Source organism: Polaromonas sp. P1_F2 (assembly GCF_056405735.1).
The window spans coordinates 11701-37909 of record NZ_JBFUBN010000005.1; the positions used below are offsets into that span (position 1 = coordinate 11701).

23 protein-coding genes are annotated in these 26209 nt (G+C 64.4%); 4 read left to right on the forward strand and 19 right to left on the reverse strand.

The window, feature by feature from the left end; genetic code table 11:
* The first annotated feature begins 2 nt into the window (after nt 1-2).
* Complete coding sequence (locus AC1D0O_RS11645) at nt 3-1949, forward strand: TRAP transporter large permease (RefSeq protein WP_477653985.1); 1947 nt, start codon at nt 3-5, stop codon at nt 1947-1949.
* A 171-nt stretch (nt 1950-2120) separates the two neighbouring features.
* The gene (gene icmF, locus AC1D0O_RS11650; RefSeq protein WP_477653690.1) at nt 2121-5444 is read left to right on the forward strand and encodes a fused isobutyryl-CoA mutase/GTPase IcmF; all 3324 of its coding nucleotides are present in this window, start codon (nt 2121-2123) and stop codon (nt 5442-5444) included.
* 24 nt (nt 5445-5468) lie between these two features.
* Here icmF and AC1D0O_RS11655 read toward each other — a convergent pair whose 3' ends face one another.
* The 14 genes from AC1D0O_RS11655 to xylA all read right to left on the reverse strand — a co-directional run bounded on the left by AC1D0O_RS11655 (nt 5469) and on the right by xylA (nt 18875).
* Entirely contained in the window at nt 5469-6005 is a 537-nt protein-coding gene (locus tag AC1D0O_RS11655) for a hypothetical protein (protein WP_477653691.1), read from the reverse strand.
* A 54-nt stretch (nt 6006-6059) separates the two neighbouring features.
* Entirely contained in the window at nt 6060-6683 is a 624-nt protein-coding gene (locus AC1D0O_RS11660) for a DMP19 family protein (RefSeq protein WP_477653692.1), read from the reverse strand.
* A 96-nt stretch (nt 6684-6779) separates the two neighbouring features.
* On the reverse strand, nt 6780-7166 hold the full coding sequence (locus AC1D0O_RS11665) for a hypothetical protein (RefSeq protein WP_477653693.1): 387 nt from the start codon (nt 7164-7166) through the stop codon (nt 6780-6782).
* A gap of 256 nt (nt 7167-7422) precedes the next feature.
* Entirely contained in the window at nt 7423-8139 is a 717-nt protein-coding gene (locus AC1D0O_RS11670) for a DUF1266 domain-containing protein (RefSeq protein ID WP_477653694.1), read from the reverse strand.
* A gap of 194 nt (nt 8140-8333) precedes the next feature.
* Nucleotides 8334-8720 (reverse strand): hypothetical protein, encoded by a 387-nt coding sequence (locus AC1D0O_RS11675; RefSeq protein WP_477653695.1) that lies wholly within the window; start codon nt 8718-8720, stop codon nt 8334-8336.
* A gap of 92 nt (nt 8721-8812) precedes the next feature.
* Nucleotides 8813-9376: a hypothetical protein gene (locus AC1D0O_RS11680; RefSeq protein ID WP_477653696.1), complete on the reverse strand. Its 564-nt coding sequence runs from the start codon at nt 9374-9376 to the stop codon at nt 8813-8815.
* 502 nt (nt 9377-9878) lie between these two features.
* Nucleotides 9879-10247, reverse strand: a complete 369-nt coding sequence (locus tag AC1D0O_RS11685) for a hypothetical protein (protein WP_477653697.1) — start codon at nt 10245-10247, stop codon at nt 9879-9881.
* A 114-nt stretch (nt 10248-10361) separates the two neighbouring features.
* Complete coding sequence (gene xylB / locus AC1D0O_RS11690; RefSeq protein WP_477653698.1) at nt 10362-11846, reverse strand: xylulokinase; 1485 nt, start codon at nt 11844-11846, stop codon at nt 10362-10364.
* A 3-nt stretch (nt 11847-11849) separates the two neighbouring features.
* Nucleotides 11850-13001 carry a Gfo/Idh/MocA family protein gene (locus AC1D0O_RS11695; RefSeq protein WP_477653699.1) on the reverse strand — a complete coding sequence of 384 codons (1152 nt, stop codon included), beginning with the start codon at nt 12999-13001 and terminating at the stop codon, nt 11850-11852.
* The gene (locus AC1D0O_RS11700) at nt 12998-14023 is read right to left on the reverse strand and encodes a sugar phosphate isomerase/epimerase family protein (RefSeq protein WP_477653700.1); all 1026 of its coding nucleotides are present in this window, start codon (nt 14021-14023) and stop codon (nt 12998-13000) included. The genes AC1D0O_RS11695 and AC1D0O_RS11700 overlap by 4 nt, the downstream gene beginning before the upstream one ends.
* Nucleotides 14024-14030: 7 nt before the next feature.
* On the reverse strand, nt 14031-14993 hold the full coding sequence (locus AC1D0O_RS11705) for an ABC transporter substrate-binding protein (RefSeq protein WP_477653701.1): 963 nt from the start codon (nt 14991-14993) through the stop codon (nt 14031-14033).
* Between the two features lie 55 nt (nt 14994-15048).
* Nucleotides 15049-16062, reverse strand: coding sequence for an ABC transporter permease (locus AC1D0O_RS11710; RefSeq protein ID WP_477653702.1), 1014 nt, complete (start codon nt 16060-16062; stop codon nt 15049-15051).
* The gene (locus AC1D0O_RS11715; protein ID WP_477653703.1) at nt 16043-17527 is read right to left on the reverse strand and encodes a sugar ABC transporter ATP-binding protein; all 1485 of its coding nucleotides are present in this window, start codon (nt 17525-17527) and stop codon (nt 16043-16045) included. The genes AC1D0O_RS11710 and AC1D0O_RS11715 overlap by 20 nt, the downstream gene beginning before the upstream one ends.
* A 22-nt stretch (nt 17528-17549) precedes the next feature.
* Complete coding sequence (gene xylA, locus AC1D0O_RS11720; protein WP_477653704.1) at nt 17550-18875, reverse strand: xylose isomerase; 1326 nt, start codon at nt 18873-18875, stop codon at nt 17550-17552.
* A 281-nt stretch (nt 18876-19156) separates the two neighbouring features.
* On the opposite strand from xylA, the gene AC1D0O_RS11725 reads away from it, so the two are divergent.
* Both AC1D0O_RS11725 and AC1D0O_RS11730 read left to right on the forward strand, forming a co-directional pair.
* Nucleotides 19157-19615: a hypothetical protein gene (locus tag AC1D0O_RS11725; RefSeq protein WP_477653705.1), complete on the forward strand. Its 459-nt coding sequence runs from the start codon at nt 19157-19159 to the stop codon at nt 19613-19615.
* Between the two features lie 163 nt (nt 19616-19778).
* Nucleotides 19779-20318, forward strand: a complete 540-nt coding sequence (locus AC1D0O_RS11730; protein ID WP_477653706.1) for an arsinothricin resistance N-acetyltransferase ArsN1 family B — start codon at nt 19779-19781, stop codon at nt 20316-20318.
* Nucleotides 20319-20536: 218 nt separating this feature from the next.
* Here the strand turns inward: AC1D0O_RS11730 and AC1D0O_RS11735 are convergent, their stop codons facing one another.
* From AC1D0O_RS11735 to AC1D0O_RS11755, 5 genes are read right to left on the reverse strand one after another with little or no spacing between them, the layout of a single operon-like run.
* On the reverse strand, nt 20537-21487 hold the full coding sequence (locus AC1D0O_RS11735; RefSeq protein ID WP_477653707.1) for an SMP-30/gluconolactonase/LRE family protein: 951 nt from the start codon (nt 21485-21487) through the stop codon (nt 20537-20539).
* 10 nt (nt 21488-21497) lie between these two features.
* Nucleotides 21498-22496 carry an ABC transporter permease gene (locus tag AC1D0O_RS11740; RefSeq protein ID WP_477653708.1) on the reverse strand — a complete coding sequence of 333 codons (999 nt, stop codon included), beginning with the start codon at nt 22494-22496 and terminating at the stop codon, nt 21498-21500.
* The gene (locus AC1D0O_RS11745; RefSeq protein ID WP_477653709.1) at nt 22496-23482 is read right to left on the reverse strand and encodes an ABC transporter permease; all 987 of its coding nucleotides are present in this window, start codon (nt 23480-23482) and stop codon (nt 22496-22498) included. The genes AC1D0O_RS11740 and AC1D0O_RS11745 overlap by 1 nt, the downstream gene beginning before the upstream one ends.
* The gene (locus AC1D0O_RS11750) at nt 23479-25029 is read right to left on the reverse strand and encodes a sugar ABC transporter ATP-binding protein (RefSeq protein ID WP_477653710.1); all 1551 of its coding nucleotides are present in this window, start codon (nt 25027-25029) and stop codon (nt 23479-23481) included. Before AC1D0O_RS11750 ends, AC1D0O_RS11745 begins: the two co-directional genes overlap by 4 nt.
* Before the next feature lie 11 nt (nt 25030-25040).
* Nucleotides 25041-26144: a sugar ABC transporter substrate-binding protein gene (locus tag AC1D0O_RS11755; protein WP_477653711.1), complete on the reverse strand. Its 1104-nt coding sequence runs from the start codon at nt 26142-26144 to the stop codon at nt 25041-25043.
* Between the last annotated feature and the right edge of the window lie 65 nt (nt 26145-26209).

Here is a 26209-nt window from a genome sequence, read left to right on the forward strand (position 1 = left end):
TGATGAGCAACGCAGCACTCGGCATGACCATGCTCTGCCTCATCGTGGTGGTGATCATGCTGGGCTTCCCCACGGCTTTCACCCTGATGGGGCTGGGCATCATGTTCGGTTTCGTCGCCTTTTACGACCCGTCGGCCCACTGGCTCGACAACAAGATCTTCGACCTCATGGTGCAGCGCGCCTTCGGAGCCATGACCAACGAGACGCTGTTATCCATCCCGCTGTTCGTGCTGATGGGCTACGTGATGGAACGCGGCGCGCTGGTGGACAAGATGTTCCACAGCGTGCAGCTCGCGTTTCGCAGCGTCCCCGGTTCGCTGGCCGTCACCACGCTGATCATCTGCACCTTCTGGGGCATCGCCAGCGGCCTGGTGGGCGCCGTCGTGGTGCTGATGGGCGTGATCGCCATGCGGCCCATGCTCAACGCCGGCTACGACACCCGGCTGGCAGCCGGCGTGATCACCGCCGGCGGCACGCTGGGCATCCTGATCCCGCCCTCGGTGATGATCATCGTGTATGCGGCAGTCGCCGGCCAGTCGGTGGTCAAGCTCTACGCCGCCGCGATGTTCCCCGGCTTCTTCCTGGCGCTGCTGTACCTCGTCTACATCATCGGCTGGGTACTGATCAACCCGAAGATCGCGCCCAGGCTGCCGCCCGAACAGCAGCAGGTGCCGGTACCGCCCTGGCTTCAAGCCGTTGCCGGCGCCTATTCGCGCCGCATGCTGCCCGCGTTGCTGGCCGCCACCGCGTCACCCGGCCGCGCCCTGAAAGCCGGCGTGGACGGCATGAAGATCACCCGGAGCTTGCTGGCGCGCAGCCTGGGCCTGGCGCTGGTGCCGCTGGCGCTGTCGGCCATCACCCTGGGCGCCGTGTGGTGGTATGTCGTGATCCACTCCCAGGAGGACAACGTCGCCAGCGCCGCGGCGCAGGTCACCCAGCGGGCCCAGGCGCCCGCCCCGACCACGGCGGCCACCGGCGGCCTGCAGGAGGCCCCCGGCGCAGCGGCTGTCCAGGCGCCGCCGGTTGCCGGTGGCGTCCAGGAACCGCCGGCCGAAACCAGCGGCCTGCAGGAACTTTCGGCCCCGCCTGGCGCCGTCCAGGAGCCGGCCGCCGGCCCCGCCAAGGACGAGCCCATGCAACAGTTTGGCGACCCGTCGGCCGAGGGCCCGCACACCGCCGCTGTTCCCGCCATGTTTTTCACCGGCTTCTGGATCGCCTGCGGCATCGCGCTGCTGCTGCTGTTCTGGTACTACTGGAAGTTCGACGCAGAGCAATTCGAGATCCTGCGCATGCTGGTGTCCTCCGTCATGCCGCTGGCCATCCTGACCTTCGTCGTGCTGGCGGTGATCCTGTTCGGCATCACGACGGCCACCGAATCGGCGGCGGTCGGCGCGGCCGGAGCCTTCCTGATGGCCTGGCACGCCAAGACCCTGAACTTCCAGCGCATCAAGGAAGCGGTCTTCCTGACCGCCAAGACCACCTCCATGGTGTGCTGGCTGTTTGTCGGCTCGGCGCTGTTTTCGGCTGTGTTCGCCCTGCTGGGCGGCCAGGCCGTGATCGAAAGATGGGTTCTGTCCATGGAGCTGACACCGCTGCAGTTCCTCCTGGTATCGCAGGCCATCATCTTCATCCTCGGCTGGCCGCTGGAGTGGACCGAGATCATCGTGATCTTCGTGCCCATCTTCCTTCCGCTGCTGCAGCACTTCCAGATCGACCCCATCCTCTGGGGCGTGCTGGTCTTCGTCAACCTGCAGGCGGCCTTCCTGTCGCCGCCGGTCGCGATGAGCGCCTTCTACCTCAAAGGCGTTTCGCCGCCACACGTGACCCTGAACCAGATCTTCGCCGGCATGATGCCCTATATGCTGATCGTGATCCTGTGCATGGTGTTCATGTACGTCTGGCCGGGCATGACGCTCTGGCTGCCGAAGTTCCTGTACGGCGGCGGCTGAACGGCAGGCAGGCCCCTTCGCGGGGCCGCCCGCCGCGCCCCCGCTTTCCTTCGAACACCCCCCGCCCGGACGGGCACTTGAACAGCCTCCGCTTACGGAGTAAGATTGACGTTTACGTAAACGTCAACTACAGTGAGCGAGGGCGCCAACCCGCCCCTCCCGGAGACAACCATGACCGACATGTCCGCTGAATACAAAGCGCTCGCCAGCTACCGCCCCACGCACAAGGTGCGCTTCATCACAGCGGCCAGCCTGTTCGACGGCCATGACGCCGCCATCAACATCATGCGCCGCATCCTGCAGAGCATGGGCGCCGAGGTCATCCACCTGGGCCACAACCGCAGCGTCGACGAGGTCGTGACGGCCGCCCTGCAGGAAGACGCCCAGGGCATCGCCATCAGTTCCTACCAGGGCGGGCACGTCGAGTACTTCAAGTACATGGTCGACCTGCTCAAGAGCCGCGGCGGCGAGCACATCCAGGTGTTCGGCGGCGGCGGCGGCGTCATCGTGCCGCCCGAGATCCGCGAACTGCATGCCTACGGCGTCACCCGCATCTACAGCCCCGAAGACGGCCAGAAGATGGGCCTGGCCGGCATGATCGGCGAGATGGTCATGCGCTGCGACAAGGACCTGACCGGCTTCGCGCCCAAAAACGTCAAGGCCATTGAAGGCCATGGCGAGATGAACTGGCGGGCCCTGGCCCAGCTGATCACCGCGCTCGAGAACGGCAAGGCCGATCCGGCGCTGGTCGAGCAGGTTCGCGCCCAGGCCGCCACCCGCAAGATTCCCGTGCTCGGCATCACCGGCACAGGCGGCGCGGGCAAGTCTTCGCTCACCGACGAGCTGATACGCCGCCTGCGCCTGGACCAGAACGACAAGCTGCGCGTGGCGATCATCAGCATCGATCCATCTCGCCGCAAGAGTGGTGGCGCGTTGCTGGGCGACCGCATCCGGATGAATGCGATTTCGCCGTGGACCGTTCCAGTTGCCGGCCAGAAGAACGCCGACAGCGGCCAACGCGTCTTCATGCGCAGCCTGGCCACACGCGACTTCGGCTCCGAGATCAGCCAGGCCCTGCCCGACGTGATCGCCGCCTGCAAATGCGCGGGCTTTGACCTGATCGTGGTCGAGACCTCGGGCATAGGCCAGGGCGACGCCGCCATCGTGCCGCACGTCGACGTTCCCATGTATGTCATGACACCCGAGTTCGGCGCGGCCAGCCAGCTCGAAAAAATCGACATGCTGGACTTCGCCGAGTTCATCGCCATCAACAAGTTCGACCGCAAGGGTTCGCTCGACGCCCTGCGCGACGTCTCCAAGCAGGTGCAGCGCAACAAGGAAGCCTGGAGCACGCCGGCCGACAAAATGCCGGTCTTCGGCACCATGGCTGCGCGCTTCAACGACGATGGTGTCACCGCGCTTTACCAGGCCCTCAAGCCGCGCCTGGCCGCGCTGGGCCTGGCGCTCGAGGGCGGCGTGCTGCCCGCGGCCGAGGTGCGCCACAGCACCAACCAGACGCCCGTCGTGCCGGCCGCGCGCACGCGCTACCTGGCCGAAATCAGCGACACCGTGCGCGGCTACAAAAAGCGCGCCCGCGCGCAAGCCCAGCTGGCGCGCGAAGTGCAGCAGCTCAAGGCGGCAGCCGCCATGCTCAAGATCGACAAGCCCGACCGCGCGCCGGCCGCCGAAGCCGCGCTGGACCTGGCAGGCCACCGCAAGGCGCGCATGGACGCCGACGCGCGCGCCCTGCTCGCCCAATGGCCCGACATGCAGGCCGCCTACGCCGGCGACGAGTACGTGGTCAAAATCCGCGACAAGGAAATCCGCACCGCGCTGACCACCAAATCGCTTTCCGGCACCACCATCCGCAAGGTGGCTTTGCCGCAGTACGAAGACCACGGTGAAATCCTCAAGTGGCTGATGCTGGACAACGTGCCCGGCAGCTATCCCTATACCGCCGGCACCTTCGCCTTCAAGCGCGAGGGCGAGGACCCGACCCGCATGTTCGCCGGCGAGGGCGACCCCTTCCGCACCAACACCCGCTTCAAGCTGCTCAGCGAAGGCATGGCCGCCAAGCGCCTGTCCACCGCCTTCGACTCGGTCACGCTTTACGGCAACGACCCGGCGCTGCGGCCCGACATCTACGGCAAGGTCGGCAATTCGGGCGTCTCCATCGCCACACTGGACGACATGAAGGTGCTGTACGACGGCTTTGACTTGTGCAACCCGTCGACCTCGGTCTCCATGACCATCAATGGCCCGGCACCGACCATCCTCGCGATGTTCATGAATACGGCGATCGACCAGAACATCACCAAATTCAAACAAGACAACGGCCGCGACCCGACAGCGACTGAGGCCGCCAAGATTCGCGAGTGGGTGCAGGAAAACGTGCGCGGCACGGTGCAAGCCGACATCCTGAAAGAAGACCAGGGCCAGAACACCTGCATCTTCTCGACCGAATTCAGCCTGAAAGTCATGGGCGACATCGCCCAGTATTTTGTGCACAACCGGGTGCGCAACTTCTACAGCGTCTCCATCAGCGGGTACCACATCGCCGAAGCCGGCGCCAACCCCATCAGCCAGCTGGCCTTCACGCTGTCAAACGGTTTCACCTTCGTCGAAGCGTATCTGGCGCGCGGCATGCACATCGACGACTTCGCGCCCAACCTGAGCTTCTTCTTCAGCAACGGCATGGACCCCGAATACACCGTGATGGGCCGCGTTGCGCGCCGCATCTGGGCCGTGGCCATGAAAGAAAAATACGGCGCCAACGAACGCAGCCAGAAGCTGAAATACCACATCCAGACCTCGGGCCGCAGCCTGCACGCGCAGGAGATCCAGTTCAACGACATACGCACCACGCTGCAGGCCTTGATCGCCATTTACGACAACTGCAACTCCCTGCACACCAACGCGTTTGACGAAGCCATCACCACGCCGACCGAAGAATCGGTGCGCCGCGCCATGGCCATCCAGCTCATCATCAACCGCGAATGGGGCCTGGCCAAGAACGAAAACCCCTCACAAGGCGCGTTCATCATCGAAGAGCTTACCGAACTGCTCGAAGAAGCCGTGCTGCTGGAGTTCGAGCGCATCGCCGAGCGCGGCGGCGTGCTGGGCGCCATGGAAACCGGCTACCAGCGCGGCCGCATTCAGGACGAGTCCATGCACTACGAGATGCTCAAGCACACCGGCGAGCTGCCCATCATCGGCGTCAACACCTTCCGCAACCCGCACGGCGACGCGGTGCAAGACAAGCTAGAACTGGCCCGCTCCACCGAAGAAGAAAAACAAAGCCAGCTCAAGCGCCTGGACGACTTCCACCGCCGCCACGCCGCCGAATCACCCGCCATGCTCAAACACCTGCAGCAGGCCGTGATCGAAAACCTCAACGTCTTCGAAGTGCTGATGGAGGCCGTGCGTGTCTGCTCACTGGGGCAGATCACCAATGCGCTGTTTGAGGTGGGTGGGCAGTACCGGCGGAATATGTAAGCCGGCGTTTTCCAGGCTTCCCGCTCACCTGCTGCTCCAACCATCTGGAAACCAGAGCCCTGATGCCTTGCATGCTCTCTTGCTGTGCACCACATCCGACGATGTGATCCCAACAGGCCTGAGATCGCCGTAGGCCAGGTAGCTCCCATCGCCTATCGACAGAACGGGATGAGCCAACGTGAGAGACAAGCCGCGAATCGCGAAGATGCTCACTCCAAGGACAACAAGACTCACCAGCTTGAGCCGACGAAGCGCGGGCTTGGCAACAACAGCCCGATTCAGGAGTCGAAGCAAAGGATATGCCGCGGCACTCATCAACAGAAGATTGAGTGCAAGCACATGCGGCATGAAAAGAAATTCCAGAGACGATGCATGACTGGCCACTGCGTACGGAAAGGGAAAGCCCGCAGCCGGATAGGCTGGGCCATCTGATGGCTGCGTGCAGTACGGGTAGGACCACTCAATCGTGGCGAGGGAATCAAACCACACAGCCAGAATCAACGCCGCCAAGGCCTGTGCGAGACGCTGACTCTTTGTGATGTGATGCGCAGTCATTTCCATAAGAACCAAACTCTTCTGTCCGATGAAACGTCGAGGCGCCCCATTCATCGGCGCCTAGCCCTCGTAGTAGTGCAGCGCCGCCAGTTTTGGTATCTCGTCGCCGGCCTCCCAGAATTCGCGATCCAGCTTGCCACCAATTTCCTGCTGTTCTTCCTCGGTCAGGAGATTCCAGATATCGTCATATGACTTGAGCTCAGGATGATCTTTGGATCTTTCCAATATTTCTCGCTGGCGTGCCACGATTGCATAGGTGGCATCGGCCCCGATGGCCTGTAATGCTGACAAGGCGATGCGACAGTTCGCTTCGCCCCAGTTGCAGAAAAACTGCATGAACCCACCGTTGTAGCCATCCGCTTCAAGCCGCCACAGGGCAACGATCTCTTGCGAGCGAGGTGGGAGTTCGTTCAGCTTGAAGCCTTTGGCCTTTGCCTCGTCGTTGGCCTGCTTGCACAGCTCCTCCCAAAGCAGCCATCGCGCGTCAAGTGCTACCTTGTCGCCCAGGTGAGGCCAAGACACCAGACCATCGTCCAGCAGCTTCCATTCGAGTCTCTGTTTGGCACTTGCCTTTAGCAGGTCCGGATTACGCGAAAGCTTCTCGTGAAGAATTCGACCGTCGCCCAGCGTTACGCTGACATGAGTCTCGGTAAATTCAATGCTGCTGATGGACAGTGTTCTCATCGTAGGTGTTCCGGGTGTCTGACGGTTTGGACTTAAGCGGCGCAGTGGGGATACGAAAAGCTGGTCAGGCTTTGCCGTTTGACCATCGGACGGGACTCACTCCCCGTTCACCAGAGACACCCCGTCCACCGGCTTGAGCATCCATGTCGCAAGGTCCGCGCCCAAGCCCTGAATCACTGTATCCATCGCGCTGCACTCGGTGGTCTCCGCCTTGATGTCGGAATGCTGAATGTGCATCTGGCGCAGGCCTTTGAAGTGCACAGCCTGCAGTCCCGGTCGTTCGAGCACAGCATGGACGACCACAATCGTGGGACCGCCGGCGCTGACGGTCACGATGTCCATGATCTCGATCTTCAGCAAAGGGGCAGCCCCCCTACCGACACCCAACGCGGGAAGCGCCACTTCATGCCGCGCTTTCAACCGGTCTTGCACCGCCTGGCGCAATGGGTCCGGCACGCCGCACGCATCATCGGACTCAGACATCTGGCGGCCTCGGTAATGCCCGTACACCACTGGTGGCAGTACCACCGTGTTGTAAGCAGCAGGCGCGGGTGGCGTTCGTTCCAACGGCTGGGGATCGTGTGAACTGCAAGCGGCGAGAATTGAACTCACCGCTATTGCGATGCAGGTATTGCGCACGGATTGCCTTGCTGTCGTTGATTGATTGGGAAGCGAGCGAGAAGCGGCGCAATGCGCCGGCGCTCCTTCAAAGTTCCTACGCCAAGTCAGGCAAGCTGTTTTATTTGTACGAATACTTCAAATAAATATCGGTATTCTCATCGCCTCGTGTTTTCCCATTCAGGATGTACTTGGCCATTGAGCCAATGTCTTCCAGGTCAAATCCGTGAATGGTTCTGCCTAACAGGAACGAAACCGTATAGTCTTCCCAGCTCTTGCCGAGTGTGCTGGCGATACCTGCGGCTTTGTGGATGAACTCCCAGGTTTCCTGTTCCGTGAGATAGCCTGCCCAGTAGCACCACCTGGCCAATGACACCGCCCTCATGGTGTCCCAGCCAAAAGTCGACCGCGTCGCTTCCACGGACGCCAGGGGAATTCCCAGTTCTTTTGCAATCTCTTTTTGCGCTGCCTTGACCTGCTCTGACGAGCCTGCGACCAAGGAATCAATGTCTTTGCTTTTATTGAGATTAAGCAGGTTTTCGAGCGCCTCTTTGGCGTCGTTGGAATTCTCGATTTCCCATTGATTCTTGAGCCCGGCAATGTATGTGTTCAAGTCATCTTCCGGAAGAATGGTCAGGATTTTTTCGAACCGGTTGCTGAACAGGATTCCGCCAAATGCCAGAGCTCTTTTTTGCTTTTCATCCAATGGATTGCCGGAGTGCTTTGATTTGAATTCGTCGAGCTGGCGGGCCTTTTTTTTCTTCATGTAGACAAAAAGCACGGCAAAGTACACAGCAAACACACATGCAACTGAAATAACGATGGACATCGTAGACATCACATTCCTCCCTGAAACTATTAATGATTGAGGCCACGCATGAATAGTCATGCGTCGCCTGCGTGAAAAAACCGCCCATACTCCAGCGTGACGCTGACACGAGCCTTGCTAAGCAATGCCGTGGCAAGTAAACTTTCTGTGTCCAAGGTGCGCGCTCTGCCGCATGCGCCAGTTCGGCGCCGGTCCTGTGGCGGTCACACCGGGTCGAGATGAAGCACCACCTCGGAAGGGATTCGGCTTCCGACCCGTTGGAAAGCGGGGCAGGCATCGATGCAGGCCCGAAATGCTGGCAGGCCGGACGGCGTATCGCACCATTCATTGCCGCTTCCCAGAGCCTTGAGTTCTGCCGTAGGTGGGAATCGAAAGGTCAGGGACAGCTGAAGAATGCCCTCATCATCATCTTCATCCTCGTCGCCACCACCGTCACTACCGTCACCACCCGTCATAAGCTGCCGAGTGATGTTGAGCTCAAAGTGCGTTGGGTCCGTCCAGGTATAGGTGCCCCACTGAAAGAGCAGCATGTCTCCATCGTCCTCGAGGACGCATCCGTCGCATCGTTCGGAGGCGTAGAAGGCAAGCATGGCCTCCACACCTTCGGAGGCTGTAAGTGCCGACACGGAGCGACCGCCAGGCGAGAGGCGCTGCTCAAATGCAGCGAGTGAGGTGGCCGGTGTCATAAGGAGCCATTCGTGACCTCTGGGAACGGAACGCCTTTGATCTCGGCAAGAAAACCATGTTTCGGCTCAAAGTCACCCACGTAGGTCAAGGCAATCTTGCCCTCCCAGGTAATATCGAACAGGTCCGTACCCTCCACACGGGAAAAGGCGATTGTGTGATCCACCACGCAATCATGCCCGAGCAGATAGACATGAAATGCACGCGCTTCGTAGCCCTCCGTCAGGTCATAGGGAGGCCCATCCACGTGGAGCCGAAGTCCATCAACAGACCCGGGCGCGAACTGTACGAGCGAGCAGCCTCGAAAGCCGCCCTGATGCCATTGGTCGGAGGAGATGGTGCAACTGCCGTAGTTGCACCAGACCCCCGGTGCCTCCCAGGCCGAGGGATGGTCCTCGTCCTCCTCTTCTTCGATGTCCCTTTCGGCGTCGTAATCCTCGGTTTCCAGGTGGAAGTGAAACCAGACGTCGTCGCCCCTGCGCTCGGCGGACCACCGAAACTGCTTGAGGGCATGGCCTTCAGGCCACGGGTTCTCCGGGAATGTAATTCGACCTGATTTCATTGGGCGTAAACCTCTTTGTCGTTACAGATTATTCTCATCGACATATAAATTTCACTGCGCTCCTTTTCCCATTGACTTCAATGGAGATGAGCGACGACCGCGCTCGTCATCACAAACACCCGGACCTCTGGGCCTCACAAATGAAGCCAGTCTAGAACCTGACTGAAAACCACCATGGGAACTCTGCAAGCAAGACTCTGATGAAGTCCAAGCCAATTACACGCGAACCAGCCAAACGGCATGAGGAGTAGCAGCACGATGAAAGCGCTGGTCAAATAGCTCAGAGGCTTTCTCCTTCGGATCTGGATGATGAAGTCAACAAAAAACGCACCTAACATGACCAAGGTAATGAACCCAAGAAGAATGGCAATCCCCAGGCCAGCATCCCCGTGACGCTCTTGTGTGCGTGCATACTCAAACGCGCTTCGTGAGTAAAGGTGCAGAAGGAACAATGGCGTCATAAACGCCACGAGCCGAATAATCAGCGGTAATACCTGATTTCTCATTGAGGCCTAACACCTGCGTTCTTCAAAGCTTGCTCCAGGCGCTTCACGTACCGTTCAGCCCAGCCTTGGAGCATCTCATCCTCGCCTTCGCTGTTGAATATGCGGATGACCTCATTGAAGAGCTCATTGCGCAGGGAGCTGCTCTCATCGACGTAGAGCCCGACAACCTGGATGGCTTCAACGCGCGCCAGGTCAAACTCCAGGGGCTCCCGGAGCACATCAAGAAGCAGCTGGGAAACATCGTCCTGGTTCGCCTCCGAATCAAGCGCCCGGATGATTTCGCTTTTGCGATGGTTCAAGCCGGAATCCGGCAAGTGATCCGTGGCCCAGGGCATGGCCCGATATTCGGAAACAAGGTCATTCATCGGTAAAGCCTGAACGCTGGTGATCGGTCGGGGGAACCCCGCGGACCGATTCTAGGCTGACAGTTTGACCTTCACCTCCGCACAATGAACGAAGCGGGGTTCCCAAAAAAGTGCTCAACCAGGCGCCGCGCCCGAACCATACAAGGGCGCAACACTGTTGTACAGCGACGCAAAACGCGCCGCGCGCTCTTTCCATCGTGCCTGCTCGACGGGCCGGGGCGCGAAGCTGTCCAATGCCGCGGGCGCCTTGAAGACGTCCTGGGCATCCGCCTTGTCCGCGCAAAGCCAGGCCAGCCGGGCCGCGCCCAGGGCGGGGCCCACGGCGGAGTCCTCGCGCCGGATCACTTCCAGCCCGGTGGCGTCGGCCAGCATCCGGGCCCAGTAGGCGCTGCGCGAGCCGCCGCCGATCAGGCTGACCTGCGCTAGCCCGGCGCCGGTGGCCTGCAAGGCCGCGATGCCCTGGGCCAGCCCGTGGCACACGCCTTCCAGCGTGGCATTGACCATGTCAGCGCGTGAGGTGCCGGCATTCAGGCCGAAGAACACGGCCTGGGCATGCGGGTTGTTGTGCGGCGTGCGTTCCCCGTTCAGGTAGGGCAGGAACAGCGGCGTGGACGACCTCAAGCCGCGCGCCTCGGCCTCGGCCAGCAGCCGTTCCACGTCGGGCTCGCCAAGCAGGGAGRCGGTGAAATCCAGGCACGAAGCCGCCGACAGCATGACCGACATCAGGTGCCAGGCCTGCGGCAAGGCATGGCAGAAGCTGTGCACGGCTTGCCCGGGATTGGAGACGAATTCACGCGTGGCGACGAAGACCACGCCCGAGGTGCCCAGCGACAGCATGGCGTCGCCGGCGCGGAACACGCCGGCCCCGAGCGCACCCGCGGCGTTGTCGCTCGCGCCAGCGGCCACCGGGATTGAACGCAAGCCCCAGCGCCGCGCGAGGTCGGCGCGCAACTTGCCCGTGGCCTCGGGGCCTTCGTGCAGCCCCGGCATGTGCTCGCGCGACAGGCCGCAGGCCGCCAGCAACTCGTCGCTCCAGTCACGCCTGGCCACGTCAAGCCACAGCGTGCCGGCCGCATCCGACATGTCGGTGGCGTATTCGCCGGTCATGCGCCAGCGCAGCCAGTCCTTGGGCAACAGCACATGGCGCACGCGCTCGAACACCGCCGGCTCATGGCGCGCCACCCACAGGAGCTTGGGCGCCGTGAAGCCGGGCATCATCATGTTGCCGGTGATCTGCCGCGAACTGGGCACCTTGCTTTCCAGCAAGCCGCATTCCGCGGCGGAACGCCCGTCGTTCCACAGCATGCAGGGCCGCAGGACCTGGTCTTTCGCATCGATCAGGGTGGCGCCGTGCATCTGGCCGGTCAGGCCGATGCACGCCACGTCGCCGGGGCTGTGCCCCGCCGCCGCCAACCCGGCCAGCGCTTCCCGGACGGCGCCATCACAAGCCTGCCACCAGGCATCGGGATGCTGCTCGCGCCACAGCGGCTGCGGCTGGTCGACCGCCAGCGGCGCCGTGCCGACGGCCAGCACCTGGTGCCGGCGGTCCAGCACGACAGCCTTGACACTGGAGGTCCCGAGATCGATGCCGAGGAACATGCGTCAGCGCATCGGCGTCCACTTGGCCTGGCTGCCGGCGGACTCCACCACTTTTTCGATGAAGCGCACGCCGCGCGCGCCGTCGGCCAGGCGGGGATAGTCGGCGTCCAGCGGATCCGGCGCCAGGCCGGCCTGCAGCGCGCGGATGTGCGCAGCCACGCCGAGGTAGACGTTCGCGAAGGCTTCGAGGAAGGCCTCGGGATGGCCGGTCGGCAGGCGTGTGGCGCGGCGCGCGGCCTCGCCCAGCCAGGGCGAGCCGCGGGTCAGCACACGCGCGGGCCCATCGATGGGCGAATGAACCAGCCGGTTCGGCTCTTCCTGGTGCCAGGTCAGCGTGCCTTGCGTGCCGAACACCCGCAGGCGGAGGTCGTTCTCGCAGCCCACCTCGATTTGCGAGGCGATGAGCACACCCCTGGCGCCGTTGCTGAAGCGCAGCAGCGCATTGCCGTCGTCGTCCAGCCGGCGGCCGGGCACAAAGGCGGTCAGGTCGGCGCAGATGCTGTCCAACTCCAGCCCGGTGACGGTTGCCACCAGGTTCTCGGCATGCGAGCCGATGTCGCCGATGGCGCCGGCCAGGCCGCTGCGCGCGGGGTCGGTGCGCCAGCCGGCCTGCTTCTGGCCCGTCGCTTCCAGGTTTGTGGCAAGCCAGCCCTGGTTGTATTCGACGATGACCTTGCGCACTTCGCCGATCACGCCCTTGGCCACCAGCTCGCGTGCCTCGCGCACCATGGGATAGCCGGTGTAGTTGTAGGTCACCCCGAAGACGCAGCCGCTGCGCTGCACGGCGCGCTCCAGCGCCTGGGCCTCTTCGCTGCTGTGCACCAGCGGCTTGTCGCAGACCACATGGATGCCCGCCTCGGCGAAGGCCAGCGCCACCGGGAAGTGCACGTGGTTGGGCGTGACGATGGACACGAAGTCGATGCGGTCCTGCGCCGGCCGCTTGAGCTCGTCGGCCAGCAGGTCCTGCCAGCGGCCGTGGTTGCGTTCCGGGCGCAGGCCGAGTTCCCGGCCTGACGTGCGTGCGCGCTCAGCGTCGGACGACAGCGCGCCGGCCACCAGCTCCATCTGCCCATCCAGCGCCATGGCCTTGCGATGCACGGCGCCGATGAAGGCGCCCTGCCCGCCGCCCACCATGGCATAACGCAGCTTTTTCATGAGCCTGCCATCCCGCCTTGTTTGGCCTTGTCGAAGACCGCGTCGAAGGCGCCGGCCGCCGGTTTGAAGTCCAGGCGCTTGGAATAGGCGGCGCTTTCGGTGGCGCCGTGGACCCGGTCCATGCGGCTGTCCTCCCATTCCACGCTCAGCGGGCCGGCATAGCCGATGTCGTTCAAGGCCACGATGATGGACTCGAAGTCGATCATGCCGCGGCCCACGCTGCGGAAGTCCCAGTGGCGGCGCGCATCGCCGAAGCTGGTATGCCCGCCGAACACGCCCACGGTGCCGTCGCCTTTACCCCACCACACGTCTTTCATGTGCACGTGGTAGATGCGGTCATGGAAGGTGCGCAGGAACTTCACGTAGTCCACACCCTGGTAGCCCAGGTGGCTGGGGTCGAAATTAAAACCGAAGCGCTTGTGCCCCGCCACGGCTTCGACGGCGCGCTGCGCCGAGGCGGTGTCGAAAGCGATCTCGGTGGGGTGGACCTCCAGAGCGAAGTTCACGCCCACGGATTCGAAGGTGTCCAGGATGGGCTTCCAGCGTTGCGCGAAGTCGCGAAAGCCTTGCTCCCAGTACTCCTGCGAGGTCGGCGGGAAGGCGTACAGCGAATGCCAGACCGACGAGCCCGTGAAGCCGGTGACGGCCTTCACACCGAGCCTGACGGCCGCTAGGGCGGTGTCCTGCATCTCGCGCGCGGCGCGCTGGCGCACGCCTTCCGGATCGCCGTCGCCCCAGACATGCGCGGGCAGGATGGCCTTGTGGCGCTCATCGATCAGGTCGCACACGGCCTGGCCCACCAGGTGGCTGCCAATGGCGAAACAGCGCAGGCCGTGTTTTTCAAGCAGCGCGCGCTTGTCCTTCGCATAGCTTTCGCTCGCCAGTGCTTCCTGCACGTTGAAATGATCGCCCCAGCAGGCCAGCTCGAGCCCGTCGTAGCCCATGCCGCGCGCCAAGGGTGCGAGTTCGGCCAGCGGCAGGTCGGCCCACTGTCCGGTAAAAAGTGTGACGGGTCTGGCCATGGCTGCCTCAGAACGGGGAGTCGGGGAAATAGTATTGCTTGGCGTTGTCCTTGGTCACCAGCACCGAGGGGATGATGGTGGAGGCCGGCAGCTTCTCGCCCTTGACGCGCGCGGCCGCGGTGAGCTTCATCGCGTCGGCGATCATGCTGGGCGAGTAGGTGACGTCGGCCGTCACGGTTTTGTCGCCGTCCATTACCTTCTTGATGTAGTCCTTGGAGCCTGCGCCTCCCAGCACCAGCTTGACGTCGGTGCGCTTGGCCTGCTCGATGGCCTTCTGCACGCCGACGGCCATGTCGTCGTCGGAAGCCCAGACGGCGTCGATCTGCTTGAAGCGCGTCAGGAAGTCCTGCATCACCTTGAAGGCGTCATCGCGGTTCCAGTTGCCGTGCTTGGCGTCCAGCACCTTGATGTCCGGCTGGCCCTTCATCACGGCCATGAATGCGTCCACGCGCTGGTTGTCGATGACCGTGGGGATGCCGCGCAGCACGACGACGTTGCCCTTGCCGCCCAGCGCCTTGGCGAGGTATTCGCCCGACACCTTGCCGAAGCCGGGGTTGTCGCCCGCAACGTAGGCGTCCTGGGCGCTGGGGTCGGTCAGGCCGCGGTCGACCACCGTCACATACACGCCCTTGCTCTTGACCTGGGCCACAGGCTGCGTCAGCGGGGCCGATTCGAAGGGCAGGATGACCAGCGTGTCGATCTTGTTGGCCGTTTGCAGGTCCTGGACCTGGTTGGCCTGCTCCGCAGCGGAGCCGGCGGTCTTGACGGTGACCTTCAGGCCTGGGTATTGCTTTTCCAGCTCGGTCTTGGTGCGGTTGGCCCAGTACACCACGCCGCCCGTCCAGCCGTGGGTGGCGGCCGGGATGGACACGCCGATGTGCGGCTTGTTCTGCGCCAGCGCCGCCGGCGCGGTGCCGAACAAGGCCAGGATGGCGGCGCCTGCCGCCAGTAGTTGGGTGATCGGTTTCATGGTTTGTCTCCTCTTTGGGTTGGCTGAAAAACGGCAGTGCCGGTGGTGAAATCCATCATTTGCGCCCGCGCTGGAAGAACGCCACCGCGATGATCACGAAGCCCTGCACCGCGGCGTTCAGGTACACGCTGATGATGCTGGTGAGGTTCAGGATGTTGCTGATCACCGAGAGCAGCACCGCGCCGATCACGGTGCCGGTGATGCTGCCGGCGCCGCCCTTGAGCGCCGTGCCGCCGACGATCACCGCCGCGATCGCCTCGAGCTCCCAGAGCAGGCCCGTGGCCGGCGAGGCCGACCCCAGGCGCGGCACGTAGAGCACGGTGGCAACACCCACGCAGATGCCCAGCAGCATGTAGGTGAGCACCTTGACGCGGTCCACGTCCACGGCCGCGTAACGCGCCACCTGCTCGTTGGAGCCTATGGCCTGCACATAGCGGCCGTAGGCGGTCCGGTTCAGGATCAGGCCGCCCAGCAGCGCGACCACGATGAAGACCCACACCGGCACCGGCACGCCCAGCCAGCTGCCGTAGTACACCGGGCCGTAGGCGCTGGCCAGCGTGCCGTCCAGCGTGATCGCACCGCCGTTGGAGAAGTAGGTCAGGTAGGCGCGGAAGATGCCCAGCGTGCCCAGGGTCACGATAAAGGGCTCGATGCGCCCCTTGGTGATCAGCAGGCCATGGGCCAGGCCGAACAACGCACCCAGTGCGATGGCGCAGGCCATGCCGGCCAGGATGGCGGCCAGCGGCGGCCAGCCGGCGCCCGCGGCGGCGTTCATCAGCAGGATCATGGTGCCCGCGATCAGCGCCGCCATCGAACCCACGGAAAGATCGATGCCGCCGGAGATGATCACGAAGCACATGCCCACGGCGATGATGCCGATGAAGGCCGTGCGCGTGAGGACGTTCATGACGTTGTCAAGGCTGGCGAAATTCTCGTTCAGCATGGCGCCGAGCAGGCACACCAGGACCAGGCCCGCCAGCGGGCCGCCGCCGCGCAGGCCGGACCACCGGCGCGCGGCCATCGGCGCCGGCGCTGCGCCGGCCATGGGCTTAGTGGGTTCCAGTTGCATGGGCGATCAGCAATTCTTCGGTGAGCTGGTCCTGCGGCAGCTCGGCCGCCAGCCTGCCCTGGCGCATGACGATGACGCGGTGGCAAAGGCCGATGAGCTCAAGCAGCTCGGACGAGACGATGACCACGGCGCGGCCCTCGGCGGCCAGGCGCTGGATCAGGAAATAGATGTCGCGCTTGGCCCCCACGTCCACGCCGCGCGTGGGCTCGTCAAGGACCACAACTTCCGGCCGCGGCTGCAGCACGCGGGCAAGCGCCAGTTTCTGCTGGTTGCCGCCGGACAGCGCCGATGCCGGCACACCGGCCGACGCGCGGATGCCGAAGGCCTCGCTGGCCTGCTTGAGGGCCGCGCGCTCCGCCGCGGGATCGAGCCAGGGCCGGGCGTACTGCTCCAGCGCCATCAGCGTGAGGTTCTCTGCCAGGCCCATGCGCAGGTGCAGGCCGCGGCCCTTGCGGTCTTCGCTCAGGTAAGTCAGCCCCCGGCCCGCGGCCGAGCGCGGGCTGCGCCGCGTCCATGGGCGGCCCGTGATCTCCACCGCCGCGCAGCTCGACGGGCGCAGGCCCAGCAAGCCCTCGAACAACTCGGTTCGCCCGGCGCCGACCAGCCCGGCGAAACCCAGGATCTCGCCGGAGCGCACCTGGAAACTCACGTCCCGCGCCCAGCCGGGCACCTGCAGGCCCTCAACCTTGAGCAGCACCTGCGCGCCGTCCGGCACGGGTTGCCGCGGGGGAAACAGGTCACTGAGTTCACGGCCCACCATGAGGCTGGCCATCTGGTGCCGGCTCACGCTGCCCGTGAGCCGCTGCGCCACCAGGCGGCCGTCGCGCATGACCAGCACCTCGTCGGTGATGCGCTCGACTTCATCCAGCTTGTGCGAGATGTACAGCACCGTGGCGCCCCGTTCGCGCAATTGCGCGATCAGGCCAAACAGCCGGTCGGTTTCCGACGGCGTGAGCGTGGCGGTGGGTTCGTCCATCACCAGCACGCGGGCATTGCGGCTCAGCGCCTTGGCGATCTCCACCAGTTGCTTCTCGGCCACGATCAGGTCGCGCACACGCCGGCCGGGGCTGCAGGTGAGCCCCACCGAGCGCATGGCCGCCTCGGCGCGGCGCGCCATCTCTGCCTCGTCGAGAAAACCATGGCGTATCAACTCGTGCCCGAGGAAGATGTTCTGGGCGATGGTCAGGTCGTCGGCGAGGTTGAACTCCTGGTGGATCATCACGATGCCTTCGGCTTCGGCGTCGCGCGGGCCGCGGAAGCTCACGGCCTGGCCGCCGATCTCCACCGAACCCTCGCTGGCCTGCTCGTAGCCGGCCAGTATCTTCATCAGCGTGGACTTTCCGGCGCCGTTCTCGCCCAGCACACCGTACACCCGGCCGGGCGCGAAAGCGAAGCTCACGCCATGCAGCACCTGCACGGGCCCGAAGCGCTTTGTCACCTGCTGAAAGCCGACGGCCGGGTTCATGCTGGGCGCTCCTGCCGAAGCCTCAAGCCACGGGATCGAAGATCGCGGCGTTCACGCGGTTTTCCAGCCACTCCTGCCGCCCGCTCACCGGCCGGGGCCTGAGGTCCTGGACGAAGGCGTATTCGGCGACCTCGCTGAGCTTCATGTCCCCGCCCAGGATGCCGCGGCCCAGGTCGCCCTCCCAGCGGGCATAACGCTCGGCGCGAAAGCGCTCGAGCTCACCGGCCTCGATGAGCCGCGCGGCGCTCTTGAGCGCCAGGGCCAGCGCGTCGATGGCGCCGGCGTGGCCATGCAGCAGGTCCACCGGATCCATGCTCTGGCGGCGCACCTTGGCGTCGAAGTTGAAGCCGCCGCTGCCGACGCCGCCGGCGCGCAGGATTTCATACATCGCCAGGGTCAGGTCTTCCACGCTGTTGGGGAACTGGTCGGTGTCCCAGCCGTTCTGCGGGTCGCCCCGGTTGGCGTCGATGCTGCCGAAGATGCCCAGTGAAGCGGCCGTGGCGATTTCATGCTGAAAGCTGTGGCCCGCCAGCGTGGCGTGGTTGGCCTCGATGTTCAGCTTGATCTCGTGCTCCAGGCCGAATTCCTTGAGGAAACCGTAGACCGTGGCGCTGTCGTAGTCGTACTGGTGCTTGGTGGGCTCAAGCGGCTTGGGCTCAATCAGCAGCTGGCCCTGGAAGCCGATCTTGTGCTTGTGCTCCACCACCATCTGCATGAAGCGGCCGAGCTGGCGGCGCTCGCGCCGCAAGTCGGTGTTGAGCAGCGTGTCGTAGCCTTCACGGCCGCCCCACATCACGTAGTTGGCGCCGCCCAGGCGGTGGGTGGCATTGAGTGCGCTGAAGACCTGGGTCGCGGCATAGGCGAAAACTTCGGGGTCGGGATTGCTCGCGGCCCCGGCGGCGTAGCGCGGATGGCTGAACAGGTTGGCCGTACCCCACAGCAACTGGATGCCCGTCTCCTGCTGCTTCTGCGCCAGCACGTCCACCATGGCCGAGAGGTTGCCGCGGTAGTCCGCCAGGCTCGCGCCCTCCGGCGCCACGTCGGTGTCGTGAAAGGTGTAGAAAGGCACGCCAAGCCGAGAGATCAGGCCGAAGGCGGCGTCGGCCTTGCGGCGCGCCAGCGTCAGCTCGTCGCCGGGCACGTGCCAGGGCCGCGCGAAGGTCCCCTGCCCGAACACGTCGTTACCCGGCCACACAAAGGTATGCCAGTAGCAGACGGCGAGCCGCAAGTGCTGCTCCATCGTCTTGCCCAGCACGCGCTCCTTGGCGTCGTAATGGCGGTAGGCCAACGGATTTGTCGACTGCGGGCCCTCATAGCGGACCGGGGGTAGGGATTCGAAAGAGGTCATGTCTGCATCGGAACAATCAAAGAGGCGATGCTAGCCCTTGCGCCGCCGCGCAAGCTTGCGAATTTGGCGAGCGCGGCTTATGAAATTTCTTTCTGCATTGCAGCAATTGGCGCGAACCGGGCGCGAACCGGCGCGACGCACGGGATCGGCGCCGGGAGAACGGTGCGATCACCGTCGTAGGCCTGAACGCTGAAGGCAAACCCGCTTCGCTCACCGGTGTCGACGAAATCATCTGCGCCACAAGCCAGCGCCCGAATCTGGCCATCACCAGTGCGCTACGCTTGAAGCTCGATCCTTGGCTGGAATCCGCCGAAGCCCTCGGGCCGCTGATCGACCCGAACCTGCACAGCTGTGGCACCGTGCGTCCGCACGGGCACCGCGAGTTGTCGCATCCTGAGCCCGGCTTTTATTCACTGGGCGTAAAGAGCTATGGCCGTGCACCCACGTTCCTGATGGCTAACGGCTTCGAACAGGCTCGGTCGGTCGTAGCGGCCATCGCAGGTGACCTGCAGGCCGCCGATCGTGTGGAGCTGGATCTTCCCGAAACCGGCGTGTGCGGCCTGGACGCCGCTGACCAGGCAGACAGCGGAAGCAACTGCTGCGGCACAACAGCACCTCCAGCCGTTCAAATCGCCGCGATCCCGGTACCTGCAGTGACGAAAGCCCCCAGGGGGTGCGGAACCGCCTCTTGCGGTATGTCCGCCAAGCGGCCCGCGGTGGCCAGGACTGCATGCTGCTGATTACTTTAAGCCCCAGGAGTCCGAGTGCCGGGAGATGAACGGCGCGCAGCGCTGGCCTATGATCACGGCACGAGGACAGCGCACCCCTCGATTCAGGCGATACCAACCCGTGCTGGCGGCATCCATGCCCGGTAGAGCATCTCTAACAGAACTTTCAATAACTATGTCCATCCGCACAGCCACGCTCGACGACGCCGTTGGGATCACCGCGATCTACGCACCAATCGTGCGTGAAACAGTCATCTCTTTCGAGCTGGAGGCACCAACAGTTGACGCAATGCGCGCACGCATTGTGTCAACACTGGAACGCCTTCCCTGGCTAGTGAGCGTTGATGAAAATGGCAAAGTCGATGGCTATGTTTATGCGAGCAAACATCGCGAGCGTGCGGCCTATCAATGGTCAGTGGATGTCACCGCATACGTGCGGAGCGACTCTCGCGGCCGAGGCATCGGAAAAGGGCTCTACAAAGCGCTGTTCAAAGAACTGAAGGCATTGGGCTACACGCAAGCTTTTGCCGGAATCGCCTTGCCAAACATTGCCAGCGTCGCTCTTCATGAGTCCATTGGATTCGAACCCATAGGTGTGTACAGAAAAGTGGGTTTCAAGCTGGATACCTGGCATGACGTCGGTTGGTGGCAATGCGCCATTCAAGAGCTTGCTCAACCTTACCCACCGAAGATCTATCAAAGCAGTCGGAGCTAACCTCGACGGCCTGCTCGGCAAGACTGATCCCATGATCTGCCAACCGTGTGGATAACTGCGTAACCAGTACGCTGTTGAATTTCATCGAAATCTGACCCATTTAGTGGAGTGAACCCCTAAGGCTGGGCCACCAGGTTCATCGGAACCAAGCCGCCTCCTGAGCGAGTTGCAATTCAACAGACCAATCTCCGACAGACGTCATGCCAACGGAACACGGCTCAGCCGGGCCGCGGTGCGTGGGTGCCGGCGCCGGACACCGCCAGGTAACAGGCATACAGCGAAGTGGTCGCCGTGATGAACAATCTGTTACCCCGGGGACCGCCGAACTCGAGATTGGCCACCGGCTCGGGAATGAGGATCTTGCCGAGCAAATCGCCCCGCGGCGTGAAGCAGTGGACGCCGTCGGCGGCACTGGTCCACACATTGCCCAGGGCGTCCACGCGCAGCCCGTCCGGGATGCCGGCGTCGACCGTGGCGAACACTTCGCCTCCGCGCAGCTTGCCTTCTTCCACCTCGAACGAACGGATATGGCGCGGCCCCGCAGGGTCGTGCGAGGCGCCCGAGTCCGCGATGTACAGCCGCTTTCCGTCGGGCGAGAACGCCAGCCCGTTCGGCTGCACAAAATCGGTCGCGGCCGCGTCCACCCTACCGCTGGCGGGATCGACGCGGAACACGTAGCTGCCTCCGTACTCGGGCTCCGCCGTGTAGCCCTCATAGTCGGAAAGGATGCCGTAGGTAGGGTCTGTGAACCACAAGGCCCCGTCGGGCCCGGCCACCAGGTCGTTGGGCGAGTTGAGCTTCTTGCCCTGGAACGAGGATGCGAGCACCGTGCGGCGCCCGTCATGTTCGGTACGGCTGACACTGCGCGTGCCATGCTCGCAACTGAGCAGGCGGCCCTTGCCGTCGCGCGTATTGCCGTTGGCGAAATCGGAAGGCTTGCGGAACTCCACGACGTATCCGGGCCCGGCACCGTCGGGCACCCAACGCAAAATGCGGTTGTTGGGGATGTCGCTGAACAGCAGGAAATCGCCGGCGGGGAAATACACCGGCCCTTCGGCCCACAGCGCGCCGGTGTAGAGCTTTTCGACAAAGCCGTTCGGGGGCACCACGCCGCGAAAGCGCGCGTCGTGCAGGCGGAACTCGCCGCGAATGCCGTAGTGTTGACCCATGCCGACCACCTTACCTCACTTTGGCCGATCTTCCATACAAGAGCAGCATGGCCAGGATCAGCGCTCCATAAATGATCTGCCGGCCCGCCTCGGGCATTTGCAAGACCGCCAGCATGCTTTGCAAGAGCACGATGAACACCACACCGGCGACCGTCCCAAGGTAGCTGCCGCGCCCGCCCAGGATGTTGGTGCCGCCCAGCACCACGGCCGCGATCGCCGGCAGCAGGTAGGGGTCGCCCATGGCCTGGTAGGCGTTGCCCGAATACCCGGCCAGCAGCACGCCCGCGAATGCGGCCAGCGTGCCGCAGGCGACGAAACAGGCAACCGTCATCCCGGCGGTGCGCACGCCGCTGAGGTAGGCGGCGCGTTCGCTGTTGCCGATCACGTAGACGTAGCGGCCCGCCGCCGTGCGCGTCAGCAGCAGGTACACCAGCAGCGAGACGGCGGCCCAGGCCAGCACCGCATTGGGCAGGCCCGCGGTCCTGCCCACGGCCAGGTCGCGCATCAGCGGGGTGGCCGCGTCCTGCGGTGCATGGCCGCCCGTGTACAGCACCATCAGGCCCTGCAGCACGGCATTGGCGCCTAGCGTGAAAATCATCGAGGGAATCCGCAGGAAAGCCACGCCCAGGCCGTTCACCAGCCCGATCAGCGCGCCACAAAGCAGGCCGGCCGGAATGGCCCACCCGGGCGCTAAGCCCGCCCCCGCGGCGGCGGCCATCATGGCGCCGCTGGTGATGGTCCACGGCACGGACAGGTCGATGTGGCCCAGCAGGATGACGGCCATCAGCCCCGCCGCGGCAAGCCCGAGGAAAGCGGCGATCTGCAGCTGCTGCAGCAGGTAAGTGGGCATCAGGAAGTTGCGGTTCACGGCACTGCCGGCCAGCAGCAGCGCCAGGCAGCATAGCGCGACCACGGCGGGCGGGTTCAACAGCAGGCGCCGCAGAGGCCGCAGAGACTGCTTCCCGGTCCCGGACGAAGGCTGGGTGGCGATCAGTTCGCTGGCACTCATCAGAACAGCTCCAGGCGGTTTCTCACGCGCAGCACGCGCGCCGCGCCTATGCACACGGCACCCAGCAGGATCAGGCCCTCGAACAGCGGCTGCCACAGCGCCGGCGCGTTGAAGACGAACAGCAGGTCGCCGATGGTGCGCAGCACAAAGGCGCCGAGGATGGAGCCGACCATCCCGCCGGTGCCGCCATACAGCGAGGTGCCGCCTATCACGACCGCCGCGATGGAATTGAGGGTGTACAGCCCCGCCTGCGGGCCGCTGGCCTCGCCCGACAGCGCGATCAGCGACAGCAGCAGCCCGGCGACGCCCGACAGCAGCCCGGCGAGGGTGTAGGCGAGGAATTTGGCGCCCTCGGACGGAACGCCGGAAAGGTAGGCGGCCTGCTCCGACGAGCCGACGGCATAACATGCGCGCCCTATGACCGTGCGCCTGAAAGGCATCCACCCAAGCACCACCAACGCGGCCAGCAGGACCAGGGTGGCCGGGACCACCCCGAACAGCCGGCCGGTCAGGGCGTCCGCCAGCCCCTCGCTGACCTCGCCGCCGGGCGCGGGCCGCAGCAGCAGCGCAAAGCCGAAGTACACCGCGCCGGTGGCGAGCGTGACGATGATGGGCTGAAGACGCCCGAACACCACGATGGCGCCATTGAGGGCGCCCGCCGCCGCGCCGCAGGCCAGCACCAGCACGACGCCCAGGGCCACCTGCCAGGGAGCACCGTTCACCACCGTGGAGGCGAGGCAGCCGGTCAGCACCATCACCATGCCGACGGAAAGGTCCAGCCCCCGGGTGATGACGGGCAAGGTCTGCGCCATCGCCACGATGGCCAGCAGCACCGCCTTGTTGGAGGCGGTGGTCACGATGGCCACGGAGATCGAGCGCGGATGCTCCAGCAGGAACAGCGCGAACATCAGGGCGAACACCCCCAGGGCGGCGAGCGGCCCGCTGTTGCGCCGCAATGCCATGGCCCATTCGCCGCGCCGGGTCATGCCATGGCGGCCTCCCGGCCGCCGGAAGAAACGTTGGGCGAGACGTTGAGCGAAACATTGAGCGAGGAGGCCACGATCGCGTGTTCGCTGATCTCATCGCCGGCCAGCGTACGGGCGATCCGGCCCTCGTACATGATGAGCACGCGGTCGGCCAGGCCGACCAGCTCCTCGTAGTCGGTGGAATACAGCAGCACGGCCACGCCTTCGGCGGCGAGCCGGCGCAGCAGTGCATACAGCTCCTGCTTGGTGGCCACGTCGATGCCGCGGGTCGGGTCGTTGAGCAGCAGCACGCGCGGCTGGGTCATGAGCCATTTGGCGATCACCACCTTCTGCTGGTTCCCGCCCGACAAGGTCTGCACCGCATCTTGCGTGGAGCCGATCTTGATGCGCAGCTGCTCCACCATGCGCGCCACGGCGGAGTGCTCCGCCGCCGCGCTGAGGATGCCCAGGCGACCGAGCGCCGGCAGGCTGGCCAGGCTCATGTTCTCCCGGATGCTCATGGGCAGGATCAGCCCCTCGGTCTTGCGGTCCTCGGGGATCAGCGCGATGCCCAGCTCCGGATCCCTGCACCGGTGCGGCGCCAGGCCGCGCGGCTCGCCGAACACCCGCACCTTGCCCTGGACGCCCTTGAGCACACCGAACAGGGCCAGCAACAGCTCCCGCTGGCCCTGGCCGTCCAGCCCTCCCAGCCCGACGATTTCGCCCGCCTTGATCTCCAGTGAGATGTCGTGCAGCTCGGGGGCCCAGCTCAGGCCCTCCACGCTGATGGCGGACTGGGCCCAGGGCGCGGGGCCGGTTTTCGGCGGATAGGACTTGGCGACATCGCGGCCTATCATCAGCTGCACCACCTCCTCATCGGAGCGGCTTCCGCTGGGGAAAGTGTCCGCGCGCCGGCCGCTGCGAAACACCGAGCAGGTATCGGCCAGCGCCTTGACTTCATGCATGCGGTGTGAAATGAACAGGCAGCCGACACCGCTCGCCCGCAGCTGGAACAGCAGCTTGTAGAGCCGTTCCACATCCTCGCCGCTCAAGGCGGAGGTCGCCTCATCCAGGATCAGCAGCCGGGGTTTAAGGCTCAGCGCCTTGGCGATCTCGATCAGCTGGCGCCTGGAAAGCGGCAGTTCGCGCACGCGTTCCTTGGGATGGATGTCGCCGCATCCCAGCATGTCCAGCAAGGCCACGGCTTGCTCTTGCTGGGCCTTGGCGTCGATCAGCCCGCGCCGGCGCGGCGGCCGCGCCAGGAAGATGTTCTCCGCCACCGAGAGGTCCGGCACCAGGGACAACTCCTGGAACACGCAGGCGATCCCGTGGTCGCGGGCCACGTTCGGCGAAACCAGGCGCAGCTCCACACCCTCCATGAGGATGCGGCCGGCATCGGGCTGCACCACCCCGGCGATGGCCTTGATCAGCGTGGACTTGCCCGCGCCGTTTTCACCGAGCACGGCATGGATTTCACCGGCATGGCAGGTGAGGTCCGCGCCGTCCAGTGCGCGCACGCCCGCATAGCGCTTGGAGATTCCCTGGAGCTGCAGCAAGGCCTCGGGCATGGCGCGTTCCTTCAGGTGTTGCCTTCGCTCTGTTTCATGATGTCCGGCGCCGTAATGTTGATGTTGCACGGCGGGAACTCATTGGCCACATAGAAGGTGTCCGGCAGATCGGGGTAGAAGTTCTTTCCCGGCTCCATCTGCTGGTATTCCACGTAGGGGATGGGCACCGAGATGTACTGGGGCAGCTTCTGTCCCTGCAGCGCGGCGATGGCCGCTTTCAGCGCCACGGCCACCAGGCCGGGTGACTGCGCGGCCGAAGCGCCCTTGAGCCCGTCTTTGTGGTGCGCATAAACCATCTTGCGAAAGCCGTTCTCGCCCTCGGCGCCGATAGGCACAAAAGGATGTTTGGCCTCGATGAGCGCACGCACCGTGCCGTTGGAGCCGGCCTGGGTGTAGATGCCGTTGAAGCGGCCGTGCACGGCGATGGCGTCCGCCGCCACCTTCTGGGAAGTGCCGTCGTCCCAGTTGCCGACCACCTCGACGATCTGCACGCCCTTGTGCTTTTCCATGATCTCGCGAAAACCCAGGTGCCGGTCGCGGTCGACCGAGTTTCCGGGCAGCCCGCGGATTTCGAGCACCTTGCCGCTGGTGACACCGTTTTTCTCCAGCCATCGCCCCATGAGGCGGCCCATCTCGAGCTGGTCTTCGTTGACCTGGATCACCTCGTCGGTGTCCAGCACGTTGTCGAAGGGGATCAGCACCACGCCCGCGTCCTTGGCGCGCTTGATCACCGGCTTGAAGGACGTGGGCGACACCGCGATGGTGAGGATGGCATCGAAGCCCGCATTGATGAAGTTGTCGACGGCGCCCAGCTGCGCGGCGACGTCGGTGCCGGTGGAGACCACCTTCAGCTCCTTGATGTGGGGCTTCATCTCGGGCGTCGCCGCGTAGGCCTTGAGCGACTTGATCATCTGGATGCGCCAGCTGTTTCCCGCGTAGCCGTTGGCCAGGGCGATGCGGTAGGGGCCTTTCTTGGCGGGGTACTGGATGGTCTTGGTGCTGGCGGCAAAAGGCTTGAAGCAGCCGGGCTCGTAGGTCTGCGCGCCCGCCGCTCCCGCGATACCCGCCAGTGCTGCGCCCGCGCTTGCGGCAAGGATGTCTCGTCTTGTATGCATTGCTGTCTCCTGCTCGTTTTTTGCCGGCCTGGCGGCATGCGCGCGATCGCGAAACCGCGCGGGTT

Excerpts from the sequence above, each read along its gene's own strand:
- AC1D0O_RS11645 (WP_477653985.1), top strand. The coding sequence starts at position 3 with ATGAGCAACGCAGCACTCGGCATGACCATGCTCTGCCTCATCGTGGTG.
- icmF (WP_477653690.1), top strand. The coding sequence starts at position 2,121 with ATGACCGACATGTCCGCTGAATACAAAGCGCTCGCCAGCTACCGCCCC.
- AC1D0O_RS11655 (WP_477653691.1), bottom strand. The coding sequence starts at position 6,005 with ATGGAAATGACTGCGCATCACATCACAAAGAGTCAGCGTCTCGCACAG.
- AC1D0O_RS11660 (WP_477653692.1), bottom strand. The coding sequence starts at position 6,683 with ATGAGAACACTGTCCATCAGCAGCATTGAATTTACCGAGACTCATGTC.
- AC1D0O_RS11665 (WP_477653693.1), bottom strand. The coding sequence starts at position 7,166 with ATGTCTGAGTCCGATGATGCGTGCGGCGTGCCGGACCCATTGCGCCAG.
- AC1D0O_RS11670 (WP_477653694.1), bottom strand. The coding sequence starts at position 8,139 with ATGTCTACGATGTCCATCGTTATTTCAGTTGCATGTGTGTTTGCTGTG.
- AC1D0O_RS11675 (WP_477653695.1), bottom strand. The coding sequence starts at position 8,720 with ATGCTTGCCTTCTACGCCTCCGAACGATGCGACGGATGCGTCCTCGAG.
- AC1D0O_RS11680 (WP_477653696.1), bottom strand. The coding sequence starts at position 9,376 with ATGAAATCAGGTCGAATTACATTCCCGGAGAACCCGTGGCCTGAAGGC.
- AC1D0O_RS11685 (WP_477653697.1), bottom strand. The coding sequence starts at position 10,247 with ATGAATGACCTTGTTTCCGAATATCGGGCCATGCCCTGGGCCACGGAT.
- AC1D0O_RS11695 (WP_477653699.1), bottom strand. The coding sequence starts at position 13,001 with ATGAAAAAGCTGCGTTATGCCATGGTGGGCGGCGGGCAGGGCGCCTTC.
- AC1D0O_RS11700 (WP_477653700.1), bottom strand. The coding sequence starts at position 14,023 with ATGGCCAGACCCGTCACACTTTTTACCGGACAGTGGGCCGACCTGCCG.
- AC1D0O_RS11705 (WP_477653701.1), bottom strand. The coding sequence starts at position 14,993 with ATGAAACCGATCACCCAACTACTGGCGGCAGGCGCCGCCATCCTGGCC.
- AC1D0O_RS11710 (WP_477653702.1), bottom strand. The coding sequence starts at position 16,062 with ATGCAACTGGAACCCACTAAGCCCATGGCCGGCGCAGCGCCGGCGCCG.
- AC1D0O_RS11715 (WP_477653703.1), bottom strand. The coding sequence starts at position 17,527 with ATGAACCCGGCCGTCGGCTTTCAGCAGGTGACAAAGCGCTTCGGGCCC.
- xylA (WP_477653704.1), bottom strand. The coding sequence starts at position 18,875 with ATGACCTCTTTCGAATCCCTACCCCCGGTCCGCTATGAGGGCCCGCAG.
- AC1D0O_RS11730 (WP_477653706.1), top strand. The coding sequence starts at position 19,779 with ATGTCCATCCGCACAGCCACGCTCGACGACGCCGTTGGGATCACCGCG.
- AC1D0O_RS11735 (WP_477653707.1), bottom strand. The coding sequence starts at position 21,487 with ATGGGTCAACACTACGGCATTCGCGGCGAGTTCCGCCTGCACGACGCG.
- AC1D0O_RS11740 (WP_477653708.1), bottom strand. The coding sequence starts at position 22,496 with ATGAGTGCCAGCGAACTGATCGCCACCCAGCCTTCGTCCGGGACCGGG.
- AC1D0O_RS11745 (WP_477653709.1), bottom strand. The coding sequence starts at position 23,482 with ATGACCCGGCGCGGCGAATGGGCCATGGCATTGCGGCGCAACAGCGGG.
- AC1D0O_RS11750 (WP_477653710.1), bottom strand. The coding sequence starts at position 25,029 with ATGCCCGAGGCCTTGCTGCAGCTCCAGGGAATCTCCAAGCGCTATGCG.
- AC1D0O_RS11755 (WP_477653711.1), bottom strand. The coding sequence starts at position 26,144 with ATGCATACAAGACGAGACATCCTTGCCGCAAGCGCGGGCGCAGCACTG.